Origin of the sequence: Roseimaritima sediminicola (assembly GCF_009618275.1) — a bacterium.
Classification (GTDB): Bacteria; Planctomycetota; Planctomycetia; order Pirellulales; family Pirellulaceae; genus Roseimaritima; species Roseimaritima sediminicola.
Map to the genome: position 1 here is coordinate 24,546 of NZ_WIAD01000053.1, position 16,956 is coordinate 41,501.

10 protein-coding genes are annotated in these 16,956 nt (G+C 61.2%); 7 read left to right on the forward strand and 3 right to left on the reverse strand.

Features of this window, described 5'->3' with window-relative positions:
* Positions 1 to 42 precede the first annotated feature (42 nt).
* The gene (locus GE027_RS19065) at positions 43 to 2,481 is read left to right on the forward strand and encodes an ATP-binding protein (protein WP_153558819.1); all 2,439 of its coding nucleotides are present in this window, start codon (positions 43 to 45) and stop codon (positions 2,479 to 2,481) included.
* Here GE027_RS19065 and GE027_RS19070 read toward each other — a convergent pair.
* Positions 2,455 to 3,102: a DUF1990 family protein gene (locus GE027_RS19070; RefSeq protein ID WP_153558820.1), complete on the reverse strand. Its 648-nt coding sequence runs from the start codon at positions 3,100 to 3,102 to the stop codon at positions 2,455 to 2,457. The two genes, GE027_RS19065 and GE027_RS19070, sit on opposite strands and share 27 nt — an antisense overlap.
* Before the next feature lie 101 nt (positions 3,103 to 3,203).
* On the opposite strand from GE027_RS19070, the gene GE027_RS19075 reads away from it, so the two are divergent.
* The 3 genes from GE027_RS19075 (at position 3,204) to GE027_RS19085 (ending at position 7,429) form a co-directional block, all read left to right on the forward strand.
* A complete protein-coding gene (locus tag GE027_RS19075; protein WP_153558821.1) occupies positions 3,204 to 4,148 on the forward strand; it encodes an NAD(P)H-binding protein in 945 nt (314 codons plus the stop codon).
* 53 nt (positions 4,149 to 4,201) lie between these two features.
* Positions 4,202 to 6,136 (forward strand): DUF5060 domain-containing protein, encoded by a 1,935-nt coding sequence (locus GE027_RS19080; RefSeq protein ID WP_153558822.1) that lies wholly within the window; start codon positions 4,202 to 4,204, stop codon positions 6,134 to 6,136.
* Between the two features lie 387 nt (positions 6,137 to 6,523).
* The gene (locus GE027_RS19085) at positions 6,524 to 7,429 is read left to right on the forward strand and encodes an FAD-dependent oxidoreductase (RefSeq protein WP_261344070.1); all 906 of its coding nucleotides are present in this window, start codon (positions 6,524 to 6,526) and stop codon (positions 7,427 to 7,429) included.
* Positions 7,430 to 7,730: 301 nt separating this feature from the next.
* On the opposite strand, the gene GE027_RS19090 is transcribed toward GE027_RS19085, so the two are convergent.
* Complete coding sequence (locus tag GE027_RS19090; protein ID WP_153558823.1) at positions 7,731 to 9,713, reverse strand: OPT family oligopeptide transporter; 1,983 nt, start codon at positions 9,711 to 9,713, stop codon at positions 7,731 to 7,733.
* 247 nt (positions 9,714 to 9,960) lie between these two features.
* Here GE027_RS19090 and GE027_RS19095 point away from each other — a divergent pair, with 247 nt between their 5' ends.
* The 3 genes from GE027_RS19095 (at position 9,961) to GE027_RS19105 (ending at position 15,605) form a co-directional block, all read left to right on the forward strand.
* Positions 9,961 to 11,172 (forward strand): DEAD/DEAH box helicase, encoded by a 1,212-nt coding sequence (locus tag GE027_RS19095; RefSeq protein ID WP_153558824.1) that lies wholly within the window; start codon positions 9,961 to 9,963, stop codon positions 11,170 to 11,172.
* 836 nt (positions 11,173 to 12,008) lie between these two features.
* Positions 12,009 to 13,178: a DUF932 domain-containing protein gene (locus tag GE027_RS19100; RefSeq protein ID WP_237607657.1), complete on the forward strand. Its 1,170-nt coding sequence runs from the start codon at positions 12,009 to 12,011 to the stop codon at positions 13,176 to 13,178.
* Positions 13,179 to 13,874: 696 nt separating this feature from the next.
* Entirely contained in the window at positions 13,875 to 15,605 is a 1,731-nt protein-coding gene (locus tag GE027_RS19105) for a glycosyltransferase family 39 protein (protein ID WP_153558825.1), read from the forward strand.
* Here the strand turns inward: GE027_RS19105 and GE027_RS19110 are convergent.
* Positions 15,567 to 16,793 (reverse strand): hypothetical protein, encoded by a 1,227-nt coding sequence (locus GE027_RS19110; protein ID WP_153558826.1) that lies wholly within the window; start codon positions 16,791 to 16,793, stop codon positions 15,567 to 15,569. The genes GE027_RS19105 and GE027_RS19110 overlap by 39 nt on opposite strands.
* Positions 16,794 to 16,956: the final 163 nt, after the last annotated feature.

The following is a 16,956-nucleotide window of genomic DNA, read 5'->3' on the forward strand; positions in this document are numbered from 1 at the left end:
ACGAAATCGGCCTTTAATGATTCAAATAGGGGAGACCTTCGTATGACCGAGATCTCCCAGTTGGCTGCAGACATGCTTCGCCAGGGCCGTCGCGGTTTGGCAGAGTGGGTTTGCAGTCGTCTCGAAGCCGCTGTCCCACCGGGGGATTCCCTGGCCGCCTCGACGCGATACGCGGTCTGGGTCCAGCAGGTTGAATCCCACATCCATACCCTGGCCGCATGTATCGCCTACAGCAGCCCGGCTCTGTTGGAGGAGTATGTCCGCTGGGCGACGGGCGTTTGCGAGCAGGCCACGCCGCTGTGCCGAAATATCTGCACGATCTACGACGAGCTGGTTGGGGCGGTTCGGGCCGAGTATTCCAGCGAGGTGCTGGAGGTGGTCGAGCGATACGTGGATCGGGCCCATCAGACGTTGCCTGTTGCTGCCACCGAAGCGATCCTCGACGGCTCAGCAAATCCCTACGCGGCGTTGCAGGAGGCTTTTATGTCCTCCCTGCTACAGACTCGCCGCAGTGACGCGCTGCGGCTGGTCCTACAAGCTCTCGAGGGCGGCACCAGCCTTCAGGCCATCTATCTGGACGTGATGCAGCCGACGCTCTACCGGGTGGGCCAGTTGTGGCAGAGCGGCGACATCACCGTGGCCCAGGAGCATTATGCGACGGCCGCTACCCAGTTCGTGATGTCCCAGCTGCAGCCGTACTTCTTGGCCGGTAAGCCCGCCTCACATTCGCTGATCTCGACCTGTGTGGGTGATGAACTGCACGAGGTGGGGCTGCGCGTGGTGACCGACATGTTGGAGATGAACGGTTGGAACACCATCTATCTTGGCGCCAACGCGCCGGCCCGCAGCATTGCCAATGCGTTGACCAACAGCGGCGCCGAAATGTTGGTGGTGTCCACCACGATGACCCGTCATCTGTTTACGCTGAGCGACCTGCTGCGAACGATCCGTACCACGCCGGGCTGTGAAGCGGTCAAGGTGTTGGTCGGCGGATACCCCTTCAACGTCGATCCCTTTCTGTGGGAAAAAGTCGGCGGCGATGGGACCGCGAACAACGCTCTGGAAGCGATCGAAGTGGCGGCCAAGCTTGCAGGAACGCCGCTCGAACAGATCCACTCCACGGCCGGCGAGTCCGAGTTGCCGGCCGCGCTACGGCTGGACTGGAACCTGCAACGCCAGATCGCCAACGAGGACGATCTAACTCGCCTGAATAACAACCTGATCACCCTGCAGCGTCAACTGCACCAAGCCAACCTGCAACTAGCCAAAGTCAACCAGGACAATCTTGACAAAGCCGAAGAATTGCAGCGGGCCGATCGCCGCAAGGACGAATTTCTGGCGATGTTGGCGCACGAGCTGCGCGGACCCCTGGCCCCCATGGAATTGGCCGTTGACCTGCTGCACAGCGACGAACTCGCTGCGGCCGAGCGGACCGAAGCCCGGGCCACGATGAAACGTCAACTGCATCAGATGCGGCATCTGATCAGCGACCTGCTGGATGCTTCGCGAATCGTTCACGGCAAGATCGAACTGAAACGCAAACGTTTGGATCTGGGGCGCGTGGTGCGGCGAGCCGTCGAGATCGCTCAGCCCTTGATCGATGAGAAACGGCACCGCCTGCATGTGAACCTGTCCGATCGCCGGCTGTGGGTCCAAGGCGACGAGATCCGTTTGACCCAGGTCGTTGCCAACCTGTTGACCAACGCGGCGAAGTACACGCCGGCCGGAGGCGAGATCTGGTTGGAGTCGTCCGGTCACGGTGATAACGGAACGCTGGAAGTGCGCGACAACGGCGTCGGGATCGAAATCGATCTGCTGCCCGATGTGTTTCAAGCGTTTACTCAAGAACAACGCTCGCACCAGCACTCGCGAGGCGGATTGGGGTTGGGGTTGAGTCTGGTGCAGCAGATCGTCCAATTGCACGGCGGCCAGGTCGAAGCCCACAGTGACGGCGCCGGGGAGGGCAGCCGCTTTGTGGTCACCCTGCCCATCGAAGCGGACACGGAAGAGCCACGAGACGCCGACAATCTGTCCGAGCACCCCTCCCACGACTTCGCCTCGCAGATAGCCACCGAACAAAACAGCGCCGAGGAGCGGATGCGACGGGTATTGATTGTCGAAGATACCGCCGGCATCGCTCGGATGACCGCCATCCTGTTCGAGAAACTGGGACAACAACCCATCGTGGCCTTCGACGGCGCGACGGCCCTGAAAGATTTTGAAGAGCTCCGCCCCGAGCTGGTCATCTTGGATCTGAACCTGCCGGATATGAGCGGGTTGGAGGTGATGCGCCAGATGCGTCGTCTGGAACCCGAGACGCAGACGTTGTTGGTCGCCCTGACCGGACACGGCGACGAACAACACCGCCAGCAAGCTGCCGAAGCCGGGTGCGACGAGTACCTGGTCAAACCGGTCGATATTCGCGATTTGATGCGGTTGGTCGACCATCCCAAATTAACGGCCGCCAGCAGCTCCTCCTGATCGGTTGTGCGCATCCGGGTCACACGCCTCTCCCTGCTGCAGTTGGCGGCTCTGGCGGACCAAAGCTTGCATCCGAGCGGCCGATTGCCGGCCGAATCGTTTCTGCATCCACCGCAGCACCGGGTAGGCCAGCACGGCGACCCAGGCCTGTGGCCGCGAGAAGGCCAGGATGTCGTACCAGACGGTACCGCCATCATCGATTTCGACCGTGAAACGTTCCTCGCCCTTGCCCACGTGTTCGGGCAGCGTGCCATAAGCAAAGCCAAACCGCTGGGCGTCCTCCGGGCCATCGATCGCATACACGATCCGGCACGCATTGATCCACCACACGCCCATCAGTTGCGCGACCACGGCGATCATCTGGCCTTCTTCGATCGGTGTTTCGACCGGTTCGGCTTGAACCCATCCGATGCGGAACTGATCCCAACGCTGTAGCGCAGCCCGTGCGGCCAAGAAGTCCTCCTCGCCCTGCCCGATGGCGACTCGCGTGTGATCGACCACAAAGCCGCTTGGCGGCCGGTGCCGCGTGGCTCCGAGGTCTGCATAGCTGAACGCCACATCGGTCCGCTCGTCCAGAAAGCGACGGATGGTTTCCGCGCTGGGCTTTTGCAACTTCAGCATCTCGGTCCTCGTGGGATCAGCAATACTTCTTGCCCTGCGCGGTATTCTATCAAGCCGGCAATAAATAAATGAACGCTTCGACGAGGAAGGTGGAAAATAGAATGCCGAACAACGACGTCTCGCCGACGCCCGGCACGCCGCGGGTGCTGCTGACCGGAGCGACCGGTTATGTGGGCAGTCGCCTGCTCGAGCGGCTGGAGCACGAGGATGTTCGAGTCCGCTGCCTGACGCGCCATCCCGAGCGGTTGGCGGAGGACGTTGCCGCGTCGACCGAGGTCTGCGGCGGCGACGTGCTGGAGCCCGACAGCTTGGGCCCTGCACTGGAGGACGTGGACACGGCTTACTACCTGATCCACTTGATGGCCGGCGGCGGTGATTTTCGCGAGCAGGACCGTCGGGCCGCCGAGAACTTTGCCGCCGCGGCGCGGGCGGCAGGCGTGCGCCGGATCATCTACATGGGCGGGCTGGGCGACGATTCCGACGGTTCGCTTTCGCCGCACCTGCGAAGCCGTCAGGAGGTGGGCGAGATCCTTCGCGACTCGGGCGTGCAGACGATCGAGTTTCGGGCGTCGGTCGTCATCGGCCAGGGCAGCCTGTCCTTCGATCTGATCCGCTCGCTGACCAATCGCTTGCCCGTGATGCTGTGCCCGCGCTGGTTGGCCACCGCGACCCAGCCGATCGCCATCGGCGACGTCCTGGAGTATCTGTTAGAAGCCCGGACCGTATCGCTCGAAGGCAGCCGTGTGTTCGAAATCGGCAGCAGCGATGTGGTAACCTATGGCGAGCTGATCAAGTGTTATGCTCGCCTCCGCGGGCTTCGTCGCTATCTGATTTCGGTACCCCTGCTGACCCCCTACCTGTCCAGTCTGTGGCTCGGATTGGTGACGCCGACTTCGGCCAAAGTGGGACGGCACTTGATCGAGGGTTTAAAGAATCCCACGATCGTCAAAGACCCGTCGGCTCGCGAAGCATTTTCGGTTCGGCCCATGGGCGTCGAAGCCGCCATGCGGCAGGCTTTGGAAAACGACGACGCGCCGGCAGCCTGAAACCATTTCCCTTCCCCAGCAGGCCGCGAGCCCGTGGCGTCGGAGAGCGAACCATGAGCGTATCTGTACCGTTTGTTTCATGCCTGCTGTGGTGGTCGGTGATCGGCTGGATGCCACTGGCCGAGGCGGCCCAGTCGCTGGTCGACGGATCGACCGCGCCCGCCAAACTCGACGGTGACGGCAGCGTGCAAATCCACGGCGAGCAGAAAATGTGGCACAAGATCACTTTGGATCTTGCCGGCCCCTACGCCCACGAACAGGACCGCTCGCCCAACCCGTTTACCGATTACGAGATGGTGGTCCAGTTCACGCACGCCGACGGGACCCGTTATCGCGTGCCCGGCTACTTCGCCGCCGATGGCAACGCGTCCCAGACGTCGGCCGAATCCGGGACCACGTGGCGAGCCCATTTCGCTCCGGATCGCACGGGCACCTGGACGTATCAGGTCCAGTTCCGCAAGGGTTCTGGGGTCGCGCTCGACAAGTCGGCGTCGGGCGGGGCGCTGCAACCTTTCGATGGCCAAACCGGTGAATTCACGGTCGCGGCCAGCGACAAGGGTGGTCGCGATCTGCGGGCCGAAGGTCGCTTGCAGTACGTCGGCCAGCACTACCTCCGCTTCGCAGGTTCCGGCCGGTACTTTTTGAAAGTCGGTGCCGACGCTCCCGAGACGCTGCTGGCCTTCACCGACTTTGATAACACGATCGCCAACAACCCCAAGAAGGGACCGCTGAAGACTTGGCAGCCGCATGTGCAGGATTGGCGCAGCGGCGACCCCACCTGGGGCGACGGAAAAGGCAAGGGCCTGATCGGCGCGATTAATTATCTGTCGGGCAAAGGTTGCAACGCGTTTTCCTTCCTGACCTACAACGCCGGTGGCGATGGCGACAACGTTTGGCCATTCGTCGATCGCGACGACAAAATGCACTACGACTGCAGCAAGCTGGATCAGTGGGGCATCGTCTTCGATCATGGCACCCACCGCGGGATGTACCTGCACTTCAAGATGCAGGAGACCGAGAACGACGATGATCGTGGCAAGGGCGAGGGCGTAAAAGCAAGCCTCGATGGCGGCGATCTGGGACCGGAGCGAAAACTGTATTGTCGCGAACTGATTGCCCGCTTCGGACACAACCTGGCCCTGAACTGGAACCTGGGCGAAGAGAACACGCAGAGCACCGCCCAGCAGCAGGCCATGATCGACTACATCACCGACGTCGATCCCTATGACCATCCCATCGTCGTCCACACCTATCCCAATCAACAGGACAAGGTTTACCAACCGTTGATTGGCAACCGATCGAAGCTGACCGGCGTGTCCTTGCAGAACAGCAGCTTGGAGACGACCCACGCACAAACCGTCAAATGGCGGCGGGAGTCGGCCGCCGCGGGCAAGCCGTGGGTGGTGGCTTTCGACGAATCGGGTTCGGCCGCCCACGCCCAGTGCCCCGACCTCGGCTACAACGGCTTCGACGGTCGCGACCGTTCGGGCGAAATGGTTTATACCCAGCACAAGGTCCGCAAGCAGACGCTGTGGGGCAATCTGATGGGCGGCGGTGCCGGATGTGAGTACTACTTCGGGTACAAGTTCGACCAGAACGACCTGCTGTGCGAAGACTGGCGGAGCCGCGATCAGAGCTGGGACTACTGCCGGATCGCCATCGGATTCTTCCACGATCACAAGATCCCCTTCTGGGAAATGGAGAACGCGGATTCGCTGGTCGGCAATGACCAGCACGCGCCCGGCAAGTTCTGTTTCGCCAAGCCGGATCAGTTGTATCTGGTTTATCTGCCCGAAGGCGGCGAAAGCGAGCTGGATCTGAGCGAAGCCGAAGGTCGCTTCAGCGTCGAGTGGTTCAATCCTCGCGAAGGCGGCCCACTGGCCGGCGGATTGGTCGAGGAAGTGCAAGGCGGGCAAGCGGTACAGCTGGGCAAGCCCCCGGCCGATGGCGACCAAGACTGGTTGGTGGTCGTCCGCCGCGACGCCTAGGCTCTGGCTGAAAACCTGAGCCGACGGCGCGAGCCGCGGGTCCTTCCACCGAACCGAACCATTTCCGTGGAATGATTGCAGCGGCTGATCACCTATCCGTTCCACCCAACTAGGTTTTCATGCAAAGCCTCGTGGTGCGTCCAGATTGATTGTTGGAGTAGCCGATCTCGCCAGAGATTGGATCGGGGCAGAGTTAAGATCCAAAGTCTGGCGACTTCAGCTACGGCTGGATGCGAAGTGGACTCCGGGCGATCTGCCCCACTGCCCCACTGCCCCACTGCCCCACTGCCCCACTGCCCCACTGCCCCACTGCCTACCGCACCCCGACCCAGCATTCGATTAAACTGCTCGGTTAACCTCGAAAACAAGGTCTACCAGCAGGAGTCGATGCATGCGGATGGTTCGGGTGCCCGGCGACGGATTCACGCGGCAACTTTTCGAGGGCCCGACGATCGCGTGCTTTCGGTCACCGGCGGCGTGTTCATCGATGGCAGCTACGAAGGCGACTTGATGGCCGAGGCGGGCGTGGCTTGGACCGTGGGTCGTGAAGCTCGGCAGACGTGCGGCGAGTCGCTCGCTCCGGAGCAGGCGGACGACCAGCTGCAGGCGTACAACTTTCGTTTCATCATGACCCGCGACCCGGAGAACCGCGTCACGCCAGTCGCCCCACCGGGTTATCGACGCGAGGATTTTGTGGGCGTGCTCGATGCGCTGGAAAGTGGCCAGATCCGCCGCGTGTTCGACTACCCCAGCCGCTGTATTTTCAAAGCCCATCTGCCGGTATTGCCGGGCGGCAAGTACGACATCAACGATGTGTCTCGCGGTCCGGTACGGCTGTCGCTGCCCGGCGTGAATCGGGGCTGGCCCGCGGGCGACCACCGCCAGCGGCAGGAGATCTTTGCCGAGCATCTTCGCGATCAGGTCGGGTTGTTGTACTTCTTGCAGAATGATCCGGCGGTGCCGGCACGGTTTCGGCAAGAAGCCGCGCAGTGGGGATGGTGTCGCGACGAGTTTGTCGACAGCGATCATTTGCCACCGCAGTTATACGTTCGCGAAGCCCGCGGCGGAGCTTCCGCCGGCAGACCCCGAGCTGACGCGCGGCCAGTTCATTCGCGCCGCAGCCGAAGTCGCCAGATTCTAAGCCGCGTCATCCATCGAGCTCGAGGCATCCTCGTAGCCGTTTGGGCGATAGCCCCGGTTCCAGAGCATCAATCGAATTCATTTTCTCCCCTCTCCCCCGAATCCTGGCGAGCCCAAGCGAGTCAGGATTCGGGGGAGAGGGGTCGGGGGTGAGGGGGATTGCCGCGCGGTGTCTTCGTCTCTGTGTTCTACTCAGTGATACGGGATGCGCCAAATATACAAGAAGCTGAGTTACATGCATTTGCGCTGGAGGCCCCTCACCCCCGACCCCTCTCCCCGCCGGCCTGGGCAAGCACCACTTGCCCAAACCGGCGGGGAGAGGGGAGAAAACGATTTCGATTGATGAGAAGCCGTCAAAGGGAGGGCGACAGCCCCGGTTCCAGAGCACGTGGCATAGGCTTCCAGCCTGTGTTTGTTTCCTCACAGGCTAGAAGCCTATGCCACAACTTCCAACTCACTCCGCTCCCCTCGGCCGCGTCATCACCCAGAACGTGGCGACGATTGCGGTGGCGACCAGCAGCGTGACGGCCAGCAGCGTCGACGGCGATAGCGGAATCTCCAGAGCCGTAATCCCCACGGCGGCCAACCCGGCCAGGCCGACGGCCGTCAAGGCTTCGCCGGCGATCACGCCCGAGGAGAACAGGATGCCGCGGTGCAGCACACGGTCATGCCGCTCGGCCGCCTTGCCGCGGGTGTGCAGGTAGGCCAGCACGCCGCCGATCAGAATCGGCGTGGCCAAGCCGAACGGCAGGTACATGCCCACGGCGATCGGCATCAGGTGAGCTCGGTGGCGGGTGCGGCGTTTGAGGATCTCGTCGATGATCAAGATCACCGCGCCGACCGCCGCTCCGATGCCGATCAGGTTCCACGGAAGTTCGCCTTCGCCGGAAAAGCCCTTGGCCAGGGCGGCAAACAGGCTGGCCTGCGGAGCCGGCAGGTTCTCGCCACCGATGCCTCCCGCCGTATTCTCGTGCAGCAGCGTCAGGACCGGCGCCATCACAAACGCGGCCACCCCTACGCCCAGAATCTGCATGATCTGTTGCCGAAACGGCGAAGCCCCCACGATCGAACCGGTCTTTAAGTCATTGCAAACGTCGCCGCTGGTGCAGGCCACACAACAGACCACCGCGGCGATCCCCAGCGTGGCCACCATCGCGGGCGTTCCGGAATAACTGAACAACCACAGCAGGCCTCCGGAGGCCAGCACCGCGGTGATCGTCATCCCGCTGACCGGGCTGTTCGAATTGCCAACCAAGCCCACGATATAGCTGGCCACGGCGGTAAAGAAAAAGCCCATGGCCAGCATCACCACGGTGGACAACACGGTCACGCCGACGCTGTGCGTAAAACGATAATTTAGCGCGGCAAGCAGCGCCGTGCACACAACGCCCAAGATCACAATCAAGGAAACCGGCAGGTCGCGGTCGCTGTGGAGGCGGGGCGTGTTCCGGCGACGGTGTCCCTGCGATAGCTCTCGCACCGCGGCCATCAATCCGGCCCGCACGGCGAACAACGAACTGATCCCACCGACGACCATGGCCCCGACGCCTACGTAGCGGATCTCGCTGCTCCAAATCGTCCAGGCCGCGTCGACCGGATCGTTGTACTGGGCTCCGCCACTGAGCAGCGGAATCCCGATCAACCACGCCAAAGCACCTCCGATAAAAATCAAAATGGCCACGTGCAGGCGAACGATAAAGCCCACGGCGACCAGCATCGGCGAGAGGTCGCCGCCGAAATAGAAGATCCGTTCGCCGGCCACGCGAGCGACTTGCAACGAGTCCTGCATGACGCCAAAGAAACCGGCAGCGAGTTTGAAGATCGCTCCCAGCAGTCCGCCGGCCAGCAGTCCATAGGCGGCCGACTGTTGCGTCGAATCGCCCTCGCCGGCTTTCAATACGGCCGCACAGGCGATGCCTTCGGGATACGGCAGGTCTTCGTTATCGACCACAAACACGCGCCGCATCGGGATCATAAACAGGATCCCCAGCAGGCCGCCGGTCAGGGCGACCAGGGTGACGGTCCAAAAGTCGAAGCTCTGCCAGTACTGGATCAGGATCATCGCCGGCATGGTGAAGATGATGCCGGCCGCCAGCGACTCGCCGGCCGAGGCACAGGTCTGAACCTGGTTGGCTTCGCGAATGCTCGAGCGGCGAAACAACAAACGGAACAGCAGCATCGCCATCACCGCGGCGGGGATCGACGCCGAAACCGTCATCCCGGCTTTCAGTCCCACGTAGACGTTGGCCGCACCCATCACCACGGCCAGGGTCAGCCCCAGCACGATCACGCGCACCGTCAACTCGCCGCCACCCCAGCCCTGGCCGGCGGGCGGAAGCGAATCCGGTTCGCTGCCCGTCGATTGGGACAACCGCTGGCCGCTGGGTTCGGTCGGAATGCCGGGTCCGGTCGGGGAAGAAAACGAATCGTGCGTCATTGCAGGGACTCGGAGCAGGAGGAAGCTTGACGAGGCGAGCAGGACTCACCGCGCGGTCGGTTGGCCCCCGATTCTACGGCAATTCCCGCGAGAAACTCAGCCCCAGACGTTTGGGGGGGCGAGAACGTCGGCCGACCGTCCTGCGAAAACTTTTTCTCAGGCCCTGACCGGACGTGTCACCGCCGTTCGCATAATCGCATTTATCCGACTCACCCGAGCCGCATCACTCAAACCCAAGGAATGGAAGATGACTCTCGTGACGGCCACCGCATGCGACCTGGATCCCACGGCACTGGAGCACCCGCCGCGCCCGCTGGAGCAGCTGGCTACGGAGTTTCTCGGCGGCTGCGACTTGCAGGCTCGCCCCTACCAACAACGGATCATTCGCTCGGCCCTGCAAATGTTCGCGGGCCGCTTCGAAAGGCGTGACGGAGGCCTGGCGGAGCCGGCGGCCAGCGTGTTGATCGAAAGCCCCACCGGCAGCGGCAAAACCGTGATGGGATTGGCCACCGCGGCCCTGCTGCAGCGCTTGACCGGGTGCCGCGTGGGTTGGGTCGCGATGCGCCGCAACCTGCTGGCCCAAGCCGCTGCGGAAAACGCCCGCCGCCGCTTCGGACTGCAGATGCAGACGATCAGCATGTTCGACAAGCACCCGCCCGAAGCGGACCTGTTGGTGATCGACGAAGCCCAGCACGATGCAGCCACCAGCATGGCCAACCTGCACTGCCAGATCCGCCCCCGATGGACCCTGGGGCTGTCGGCCACGCCCTACCGCAGCGACCGCATCAAGCTGTGCTTCGACCATGTGATCCGCGACGCCGGGATCGCGTCCTTGATCGCCGATGGATACCTGAGCCGCTACCACCACTACACGATTCCCTCTTACACACCGCAAGCGATCGCGGACCTATTGATCGGCGATCCCGACAAGTGGGGCCAGTCGCTGGTCTTCTTCCACCGCCGCGAGCAGTGCGATCTGTTGAAGCTGCTGCTGACCCAAGCCGGCGTGCCGTGCGAAGTCGTGACGGCGTCGAGCAATCGCGAGCGACAGCTACAGCAGTTTGAATCCGGCCGACTGCCGGTGCTGATCAACATGGCCATCCTAACCGAAGGCTTTGATTGTCCTCGGCTGCAGACCGTGTTCTGCCGGCCCAGCGGCAAAGGCTGCACGATCCAAATGGCCGGCCGCGTGCTACGGCCCTGCCCTGATGTGCCGGTCAAACAGATCGTGCAGTGCCGCCAAACGCCGCACCCGATGCTGAAGACCGCGATGGCGGCCGAGCAGTACCTGTGGACCGAGTCCGGGTGGCGCAGCATCCGCGCCAACGCGCGACTGGACGAGCTGACGAGAATCGCCCGACAACGTGTCGCCCAGACAACCGTGGCTCTGCCCAAGTTAGTGTCGATGCACCGCAGTCGCACCAACCGTTTCCCCGGCTCCGGCCGCGGCGGACTATGAACTTTCGACAAATCAGCCGTTTTGACGCTAGCCACGGTTGTTTAGGAACATGAGCCGTTTTGGCGCTAGCCACGGTTATTTAGGAACATGAGCCGTTTTGGCGCTAAGCACGTCGCAACATTTCATTCGGCTTTACTCTCCCTCTGGGAGAGTCGGGCTCTTAGGCCCGGAGAGGGTTTTCGTAGGGCCCTCCCCGGGCCTAAGAGCCCGACCCTCCCGCTGCACGGGAGGGTGTTGTCGCGGGGTTTCACCGAAAGATTCATGCCGACGTGCTTAGCCACGGTTTGAACGTTTAACCGGATCGTTTTCTCCCCTCTCCCCCGCGGCGCCGCGAGCGTCAGCGAGTGAAGCGGTGGTGGGAGAGGGGCCGGGGGTGAGGGGGCTCGGGTGCAACCGGCTGGAACTTAGCAAAGGACGGATTCCGACATGCGCTCGATAACTATGCAGAACAAAGACGAGGGACGCGTGACAACCCCCTCACCCCCGACCCCTCTCCCCCGAAACCTGACTCGCTTAGGCTCGCCAGGCTTCGGGGGAGAGGGGAGAAAACGATCCTAAACAACCCACTAACCACTAACTGCTAACTGCTAACCGCTAACCGCTAACCGCTAACCGCTAACCGCTAACCGCTAACCGCTAACCGCTACCAACCAACAACTACCAACTAACAACCAACAACCAACAACCAACAACCAACAACTAACAACTAACAACTAACAACTAACAACTAACAACTATCAACTATCAACTATCAACTATCAACCAACAACCAACAACCAACAACCAACCCACTCGACGTTTCTGTTTCGTTTTCCAGGTTTTTGAAAGGGACTGAGATGACCACCGCCACCACAACCGTTGCCGCCACTGCCACCACCCAAACCGCCGAGTCCATGCCGCTGGATCAGGTTCGTTTCGATTACGGCACGGCCCGGGTCTCGGACATTCAGATCCACGACGTAACGCGTTCGCCCGGCGGCCGACTGACGCTGGACCAGCTGGAGATCGCCGGACGTCCGGTCGCGGCCAGCCGCCGCTTCTGGCGATCCTTCTTCACCCGCTTTGGCATCGCCGAAAACGTGTTTCGATACTTCACGCCCGCTGAAGTCTTTGGACGGATCGAACAGTGCAACGGCGACGACACGTTCCAGTACTGTGTGGCCAGTCCCAGCACGCCTCCGCACAAGCGGAAAAACAAAACGCCGCAGGACCAGATCTTGGCGATTACCAACATCAAACGACCGGTGATCCGTTACGACGAAGTCATCGATCTGCTGCAGCGGTACGGCGGCCACGACATCCACTACCACGACGGCGTGGTCAGCAGCACGCACCAACCCCGCGGTGGCTCGCGGCAGTTTGCGATCGGAGGGGACGCGTTTCGTGATCGCTTCTGCATGGAAACGCCCGTCGACGGTTACGGGCATCCTCGGCTGTTCCTGTCGGTGCTGCGGATGGTCTGCACCAACGGCATGATCGGCTACTCGCGAGCCTTCCGCAGCGACATCTCGGTCGGCAAGCACATGGATCACTGCATCGCTCGAGCGCTGGAATCTTTCGACAACGGCGACGGCTACTCCGCCCTGCGGCAACGCTTCGAATCCTCGCAGCGTTCCTGGGCGTCGGTTCGCGAATGCCTGCAACTGGGACAGTGCCTGGAACGATTATTGAAAGATGACCAGTTCACCCGCTCGGGTCTGCTGGGGCGCTTCCGGACCCTGGCCGGCAACCTCTCGGAGCTGTACGGCCTGGCCAACCTCGAAGCGCTCAGCGATAAGCGGCGGCGCGTGCTGCCGGCCAAGTGCCGCGTCTACGACCTAATTAATTTCGCCAGCGAAGTCGCGACGCACCACGCCAAGAGCGAGGGAGCGAATCGGCTGCAAGCCTTCATCGGATCATTGATCAGCGACGAATACGACTTGGAAGGAACCGCCGACGACGCGGCCGAGTTCGACGCGTTCTTCGTCCATCCCGACGACCATCTGCCCCCGCAAAGTCGCAACTGAGCGAGAAAATCAAAGCTCGCCTGTTCCAGATACTGAGCCGTTTGGGCGCTAGCCCGCGGTTTCTAGCCATCCATTCAGTTCTTTTCTCCCCTCTCCCCCGAATCCTGGCGAGCCTAAGCGAGTCAGGATTCGGGGGAGAGGGGCCGGGGGTGAGGGGGTTTGGCGGCGCGGCTGGTATTCCGTGGCCGTGGAACCAGCCCGCAGAGCGACACAGCCCTTGCCGGCGGTGTCAACCGTCCGGTTTCGTCTGCCCAAACAAACCAAAGCCCCGGAGAGGCGGCACGCCCCAGGACAACCTGTGTCGCCCTGAGGGCTAGCGATCGCTTGCCGCCAGCCACCGGGGACTCACGTCCCCGGCAGGGGCTGTGTCGCCCTGCGGGCTGATGCCGGCCGCTCATCCCTAGAGCCGTAGGCGCGCTTTCTCGGGCCTCCCAGCCACGACCGCGTTTCCCGCCGCACCGATGCGCAATCGGTCATGGTGTGGAAACCATTTTGCTTGACCCCAAACCGAACGCTACACTAACCCACTCACCCCCACGCTTCTCTCACCACTAAAAAACAATGTATCGGGGCAGCTTTTTTGCGACGGGCTTTCTGAGCATGTTTATCCGTGGCGGACACTTGCTGGCCGCCACCGCTGTCCTGATATGGGGCATCTTTCGACGTCGCTCGCGTCAACACCGGGCCGCTACGTAAATGGTTACCAGACGCAGCCCTGTTGCCATCTCTCTGTTGTGCCTGCACGCGGTGCTGCTGGCATACAGTGCCTGGCGGCACGCACCGGGCTATGACGAAATTGGACACTTGCCGGCGGGTTTGGGCATTTGGCAATACGGCGATTTTGGCTTGTACCGCGTCAACCCACCGCTGGTCCGCTGCATCGCCACCCTACCTCTGGCACTGCTGGACGTGGAAACGGATTACGTCCAATTTGCCGACACGCGGAGCCGTCCCGAATTCGTCATGGGCGCTCGCTTCTGGGAACACCACGGCTTGCGAGCTTACACCTACCTGTCCATCGCTCGGTTCACAGCCATCGGGTTCAGCCTGCTCGCCGGCGCGGCGATCTACCACTGGAGCCGCGAACTGTACGGCCAGCGAGCCGGCCTGTTCTCCCTTGCCCTGTGGTGCTTTTCACCGCTCGTGCTCGCCAACGCCTCGATGATCACGCCCGATGTGGGCGCCTGTGCGATGGGCACGCTGACCTGCTTTGCGTTTTATCGGTGGCTGAAAGAACGGACCTGGGACCAAACGATCCTGACGGGCCTTCTGTTGGGGGCGGCCGAATTGACGAAGTTCACGTGGGTCCTGCTGTTTCCGTTGTTGGTGCTGCAGTTTGTCGGCTGCGAGGCGGTACGGCGAAAGACGGAGTTTCGCTCGGCGCTGCAGCTGGTCACGCTCTTCCTGATCGCCGTTTTGGTCATCAACGTCGGCTACGGATTCGCCGGTTCCTTCCAGCGGTTGGGCGATTACCAGTTCGTCAGCGAAACGCTCCGCGGCAGCGGTGATGAAGGCACGAACAACCGTTTTGCGGAGTCTTGGCTGGGTGCCGTTCCGGTGCCGGTACCGGCGGAGTACGTGCTGGGGATCGACCGGCAGAAGCTGGACTTTGAAGGCGGCTTCGACTCGTACTTGCGAGGTCAATGGCGTGACCACGGTTGGTGGTACTACTACCTATACGGCTTGGCGGTCAAGACACCGAGCGGTTACCTGGCCATCTTTGCTCTGACCGCCGGAACGTTTCTGACGACGCGGGCCTCCAAAGCAGAAGTGTTTCTGATGTCGCCGGCGATCGCGATCATGGTGTTGGTCAGCAGCCAAACCGGTTTCAGTCATCACATCCGTTATGTGCTTCCCGCCCTGCCCTTCGTGTACGTATTGGCGGGAAGACTGCTGGAGGCGTCGCGGCACCGGTACGTCCGAACCGCGGCCCTCGTATTGCTCGGCGGCGGCATCCTTCCCAGCTTATATGTCTACCCGCATTCGCACGCCTACTTCAATCTTGCTGCAGGCGGCCCGGCTGGTGGGCACAAGCACCTGCTGGAAAGCAACCTCGACTGGGGGCAAGACCTGCTGTACTTGGCCGAGTGGAACCGGCGGCACGGCGAGATCGGACTGGATGGAATGGCCTTTCGATACAATACGCTGCCGCTGGAGGATCTGGGGCTTCCCGAAGCGCTGCCGCCGAGAAAGGACCAAGGCCCGCAGCCCGGCTGGTGGGCCATCTCCGTCCAGAAGCTGCACAGCCGCGACGGAGCGTACGCCTACTTCCTCAACTACGAGCCGGTCGCAACGATCGGCTACACCACGTACATCTATCACCTGACCGAAGAAGACATCTCGCAGCGTCGAAACAGTTCTTCTAAGGATACCCGCGAGGCACCTAATTTAAGGCGACACTTGCCTGCGTCGGCGAACGTAGATTAAAACACCTGACGCAATCGCAGTAAGTGTTACCAACGCCAACAAAATCCTAGGCGGCGATCGGACGTTCTGGTCTGCGCCGTTGAGCTGTCCGGCGAAACCCACGAATGGGCGTGTTTCCTTTCGGAAATCGAAAACCTTAGTGCGGCCTGGGACGTTGAAGTATCGATAGTCAAAAAATTTCTCCGGAACGTTCGATGAAACGAAACGCCACTCGAGCTTTCCGCTGAAAGTGTGATGATAGCGATCCAGCGATTCGACAAGCACATTGCCTTCGCTGTCGGTGTCAAAGTCATTGCAAGGCAACCGCGACTCGATGGCCACGGGCACCCATACGGAATCAATCTTCCGCCAGTCAATGCGAACCATAGCTGGCTGGTTCTCGCTGAGCGCACGCCGCACCAACTCGGCCTCATCATCTGGGTTTAAAGGGGTCGTCGCAAAATAATCTTCAACCGGTATTAATTCGTCACCATCTGGGCCAGTTGCAAACTGGGTAATGCTGTAGTCTGTTATCCCAAAACCCCGATTTGCATCCACGATATAGGTCGTTTTGTCGACAAATTGCTGTTCGGGTCCGTTCCTGCTTACGTAAGTGAGTCCATATCGGCCATCGCCTAGAGCCTCGCAAACATACCCTACTCGATTGAGCCTCTGCGAGAATGTTTCCAAAGCCGACTCAAAATTATGTGACTTCCGTGCATTTATGAGAACTAACCCCAGGCACCTTGGGTCGAAGATATAGTGCCCGCTGCCAAGTCCAGAGAACGTCGTCTCTTCTGGGTGGGTGATAATCAACTTCGGCAATTCAGGAAGCGTAGACATGTGCATGCACATGTCTGAACGCAAGCACTTGATCCACATGATCGGCTCAAGTGTGCTTTTTCCGTTAGCCAAGGCCTCATGGTGACCTTGGTACTGATAAAACCAAGCGTCATCGGCAACCGAAAATGCTCCCGCGTTGTGGAATTCTATCATGCGGTCTTTGCCGTTTGAAAGTCGCACCGACTCTCGTCCAGTAAAAGAAAAAACTCCACTACTCAGACGCTCGCGTTCAAATCGGATGCCCTGCAGCACATCTTGCAACGCCAGTTCATCCGCCGCTGCGGCACTTGGCACCCCGCTCGGCACCAAGCAAACGGAGATGAGTAGCGCAGAAAGCCGGCGGAAGAACTTTATGATTTTCTGCATTGCTCGTCGCGCTTCTTTACAAGAGGTATGTTTCTAAGCAGGTGAAGATAAATGGTTGGTTGTGTTTCCATTGGTCGTTTAGGCGTTCGCCGCGGTTCCAGGCGGGCAACCGTGTGCTGGTTCAGCGGAAATTGGAATTGGGCGTCGAGTGAGTAGAACAGGG

Excerpts from the sequence above, each read along its gene's own strand:
- GE027_RS19100 (WP_237607657.1), top strand. The coding sequence starts at position 12,009 with ATGACCACCGCCACCACAACCGTTGCCGCCACTGCCACCACCCAAACC.
- GE027_RS19110 (WP_153558826.1), bottom strand. The coding sequence starts at position 16,793 with ATGCAGAAAATCATAAAGTTCTTCCGCCGGCTTTCTGCGCTACTCATC.
- GE027_RS19105 (WP_153558825.1), top strand. The coding sequence starts at position 13,875 with ATGGTTACCAGACGCAGCCCTGTTGCCATCTCTCTGTTGTGCCTGCAC.
- GE027_RS19085 (WP_261344070.1), top strand. The coding sequence starts at position 6,524 with ATGCATGCGGATGGTTCGGGTGCCCGGCGACGGATTCACGCGGCAACT.
- GE027_RS19065 (WP_153558819.1), top strand. The coding sequence starts at position 43 with ATGACCGAGATCTCCCAGTTGGCTGCAGACATGCTTCGCCAGGGCCGT.
- GE027_RS19095 (WP_153558824.1), top strand. The coding sequence starts at position 9,961 with ATGACTCTCGTGACGGCCACCGCATGCGACCTGGATCCCACGGCACTG.
- GE027_RS19090 (WP_153558823.1), bottom strand. The coding sequence starts at position 9,713 with ATGACGCACGATTCGTTTTCTTCCCCGACCGGACCCGGCATTCCGACC.
- GE027_RS19075 (WP_153558821.1), top strand. The coding sequence starts at position 3,204 with ATGCCGAACAACGACGTCTCGCCGACGCCCGGCACGCCGCGGGTGCTG.
- GE027_RS19080 (WP_153558822.1), top strand. The coding sequence starts at position 4,202 with ATGAGCGTATCTGTACCGTTTGTTTCATGCCTGCTGTGGTGGTCGGTG.
- GE027_RS19070 (WP_153558820.1), bottom strand. The coding sequence starts at position 3,102 with ATGCTGAAGTTGCAAAAGCCCAGCGCGGAAACCATCCGTCGCTTTCTG.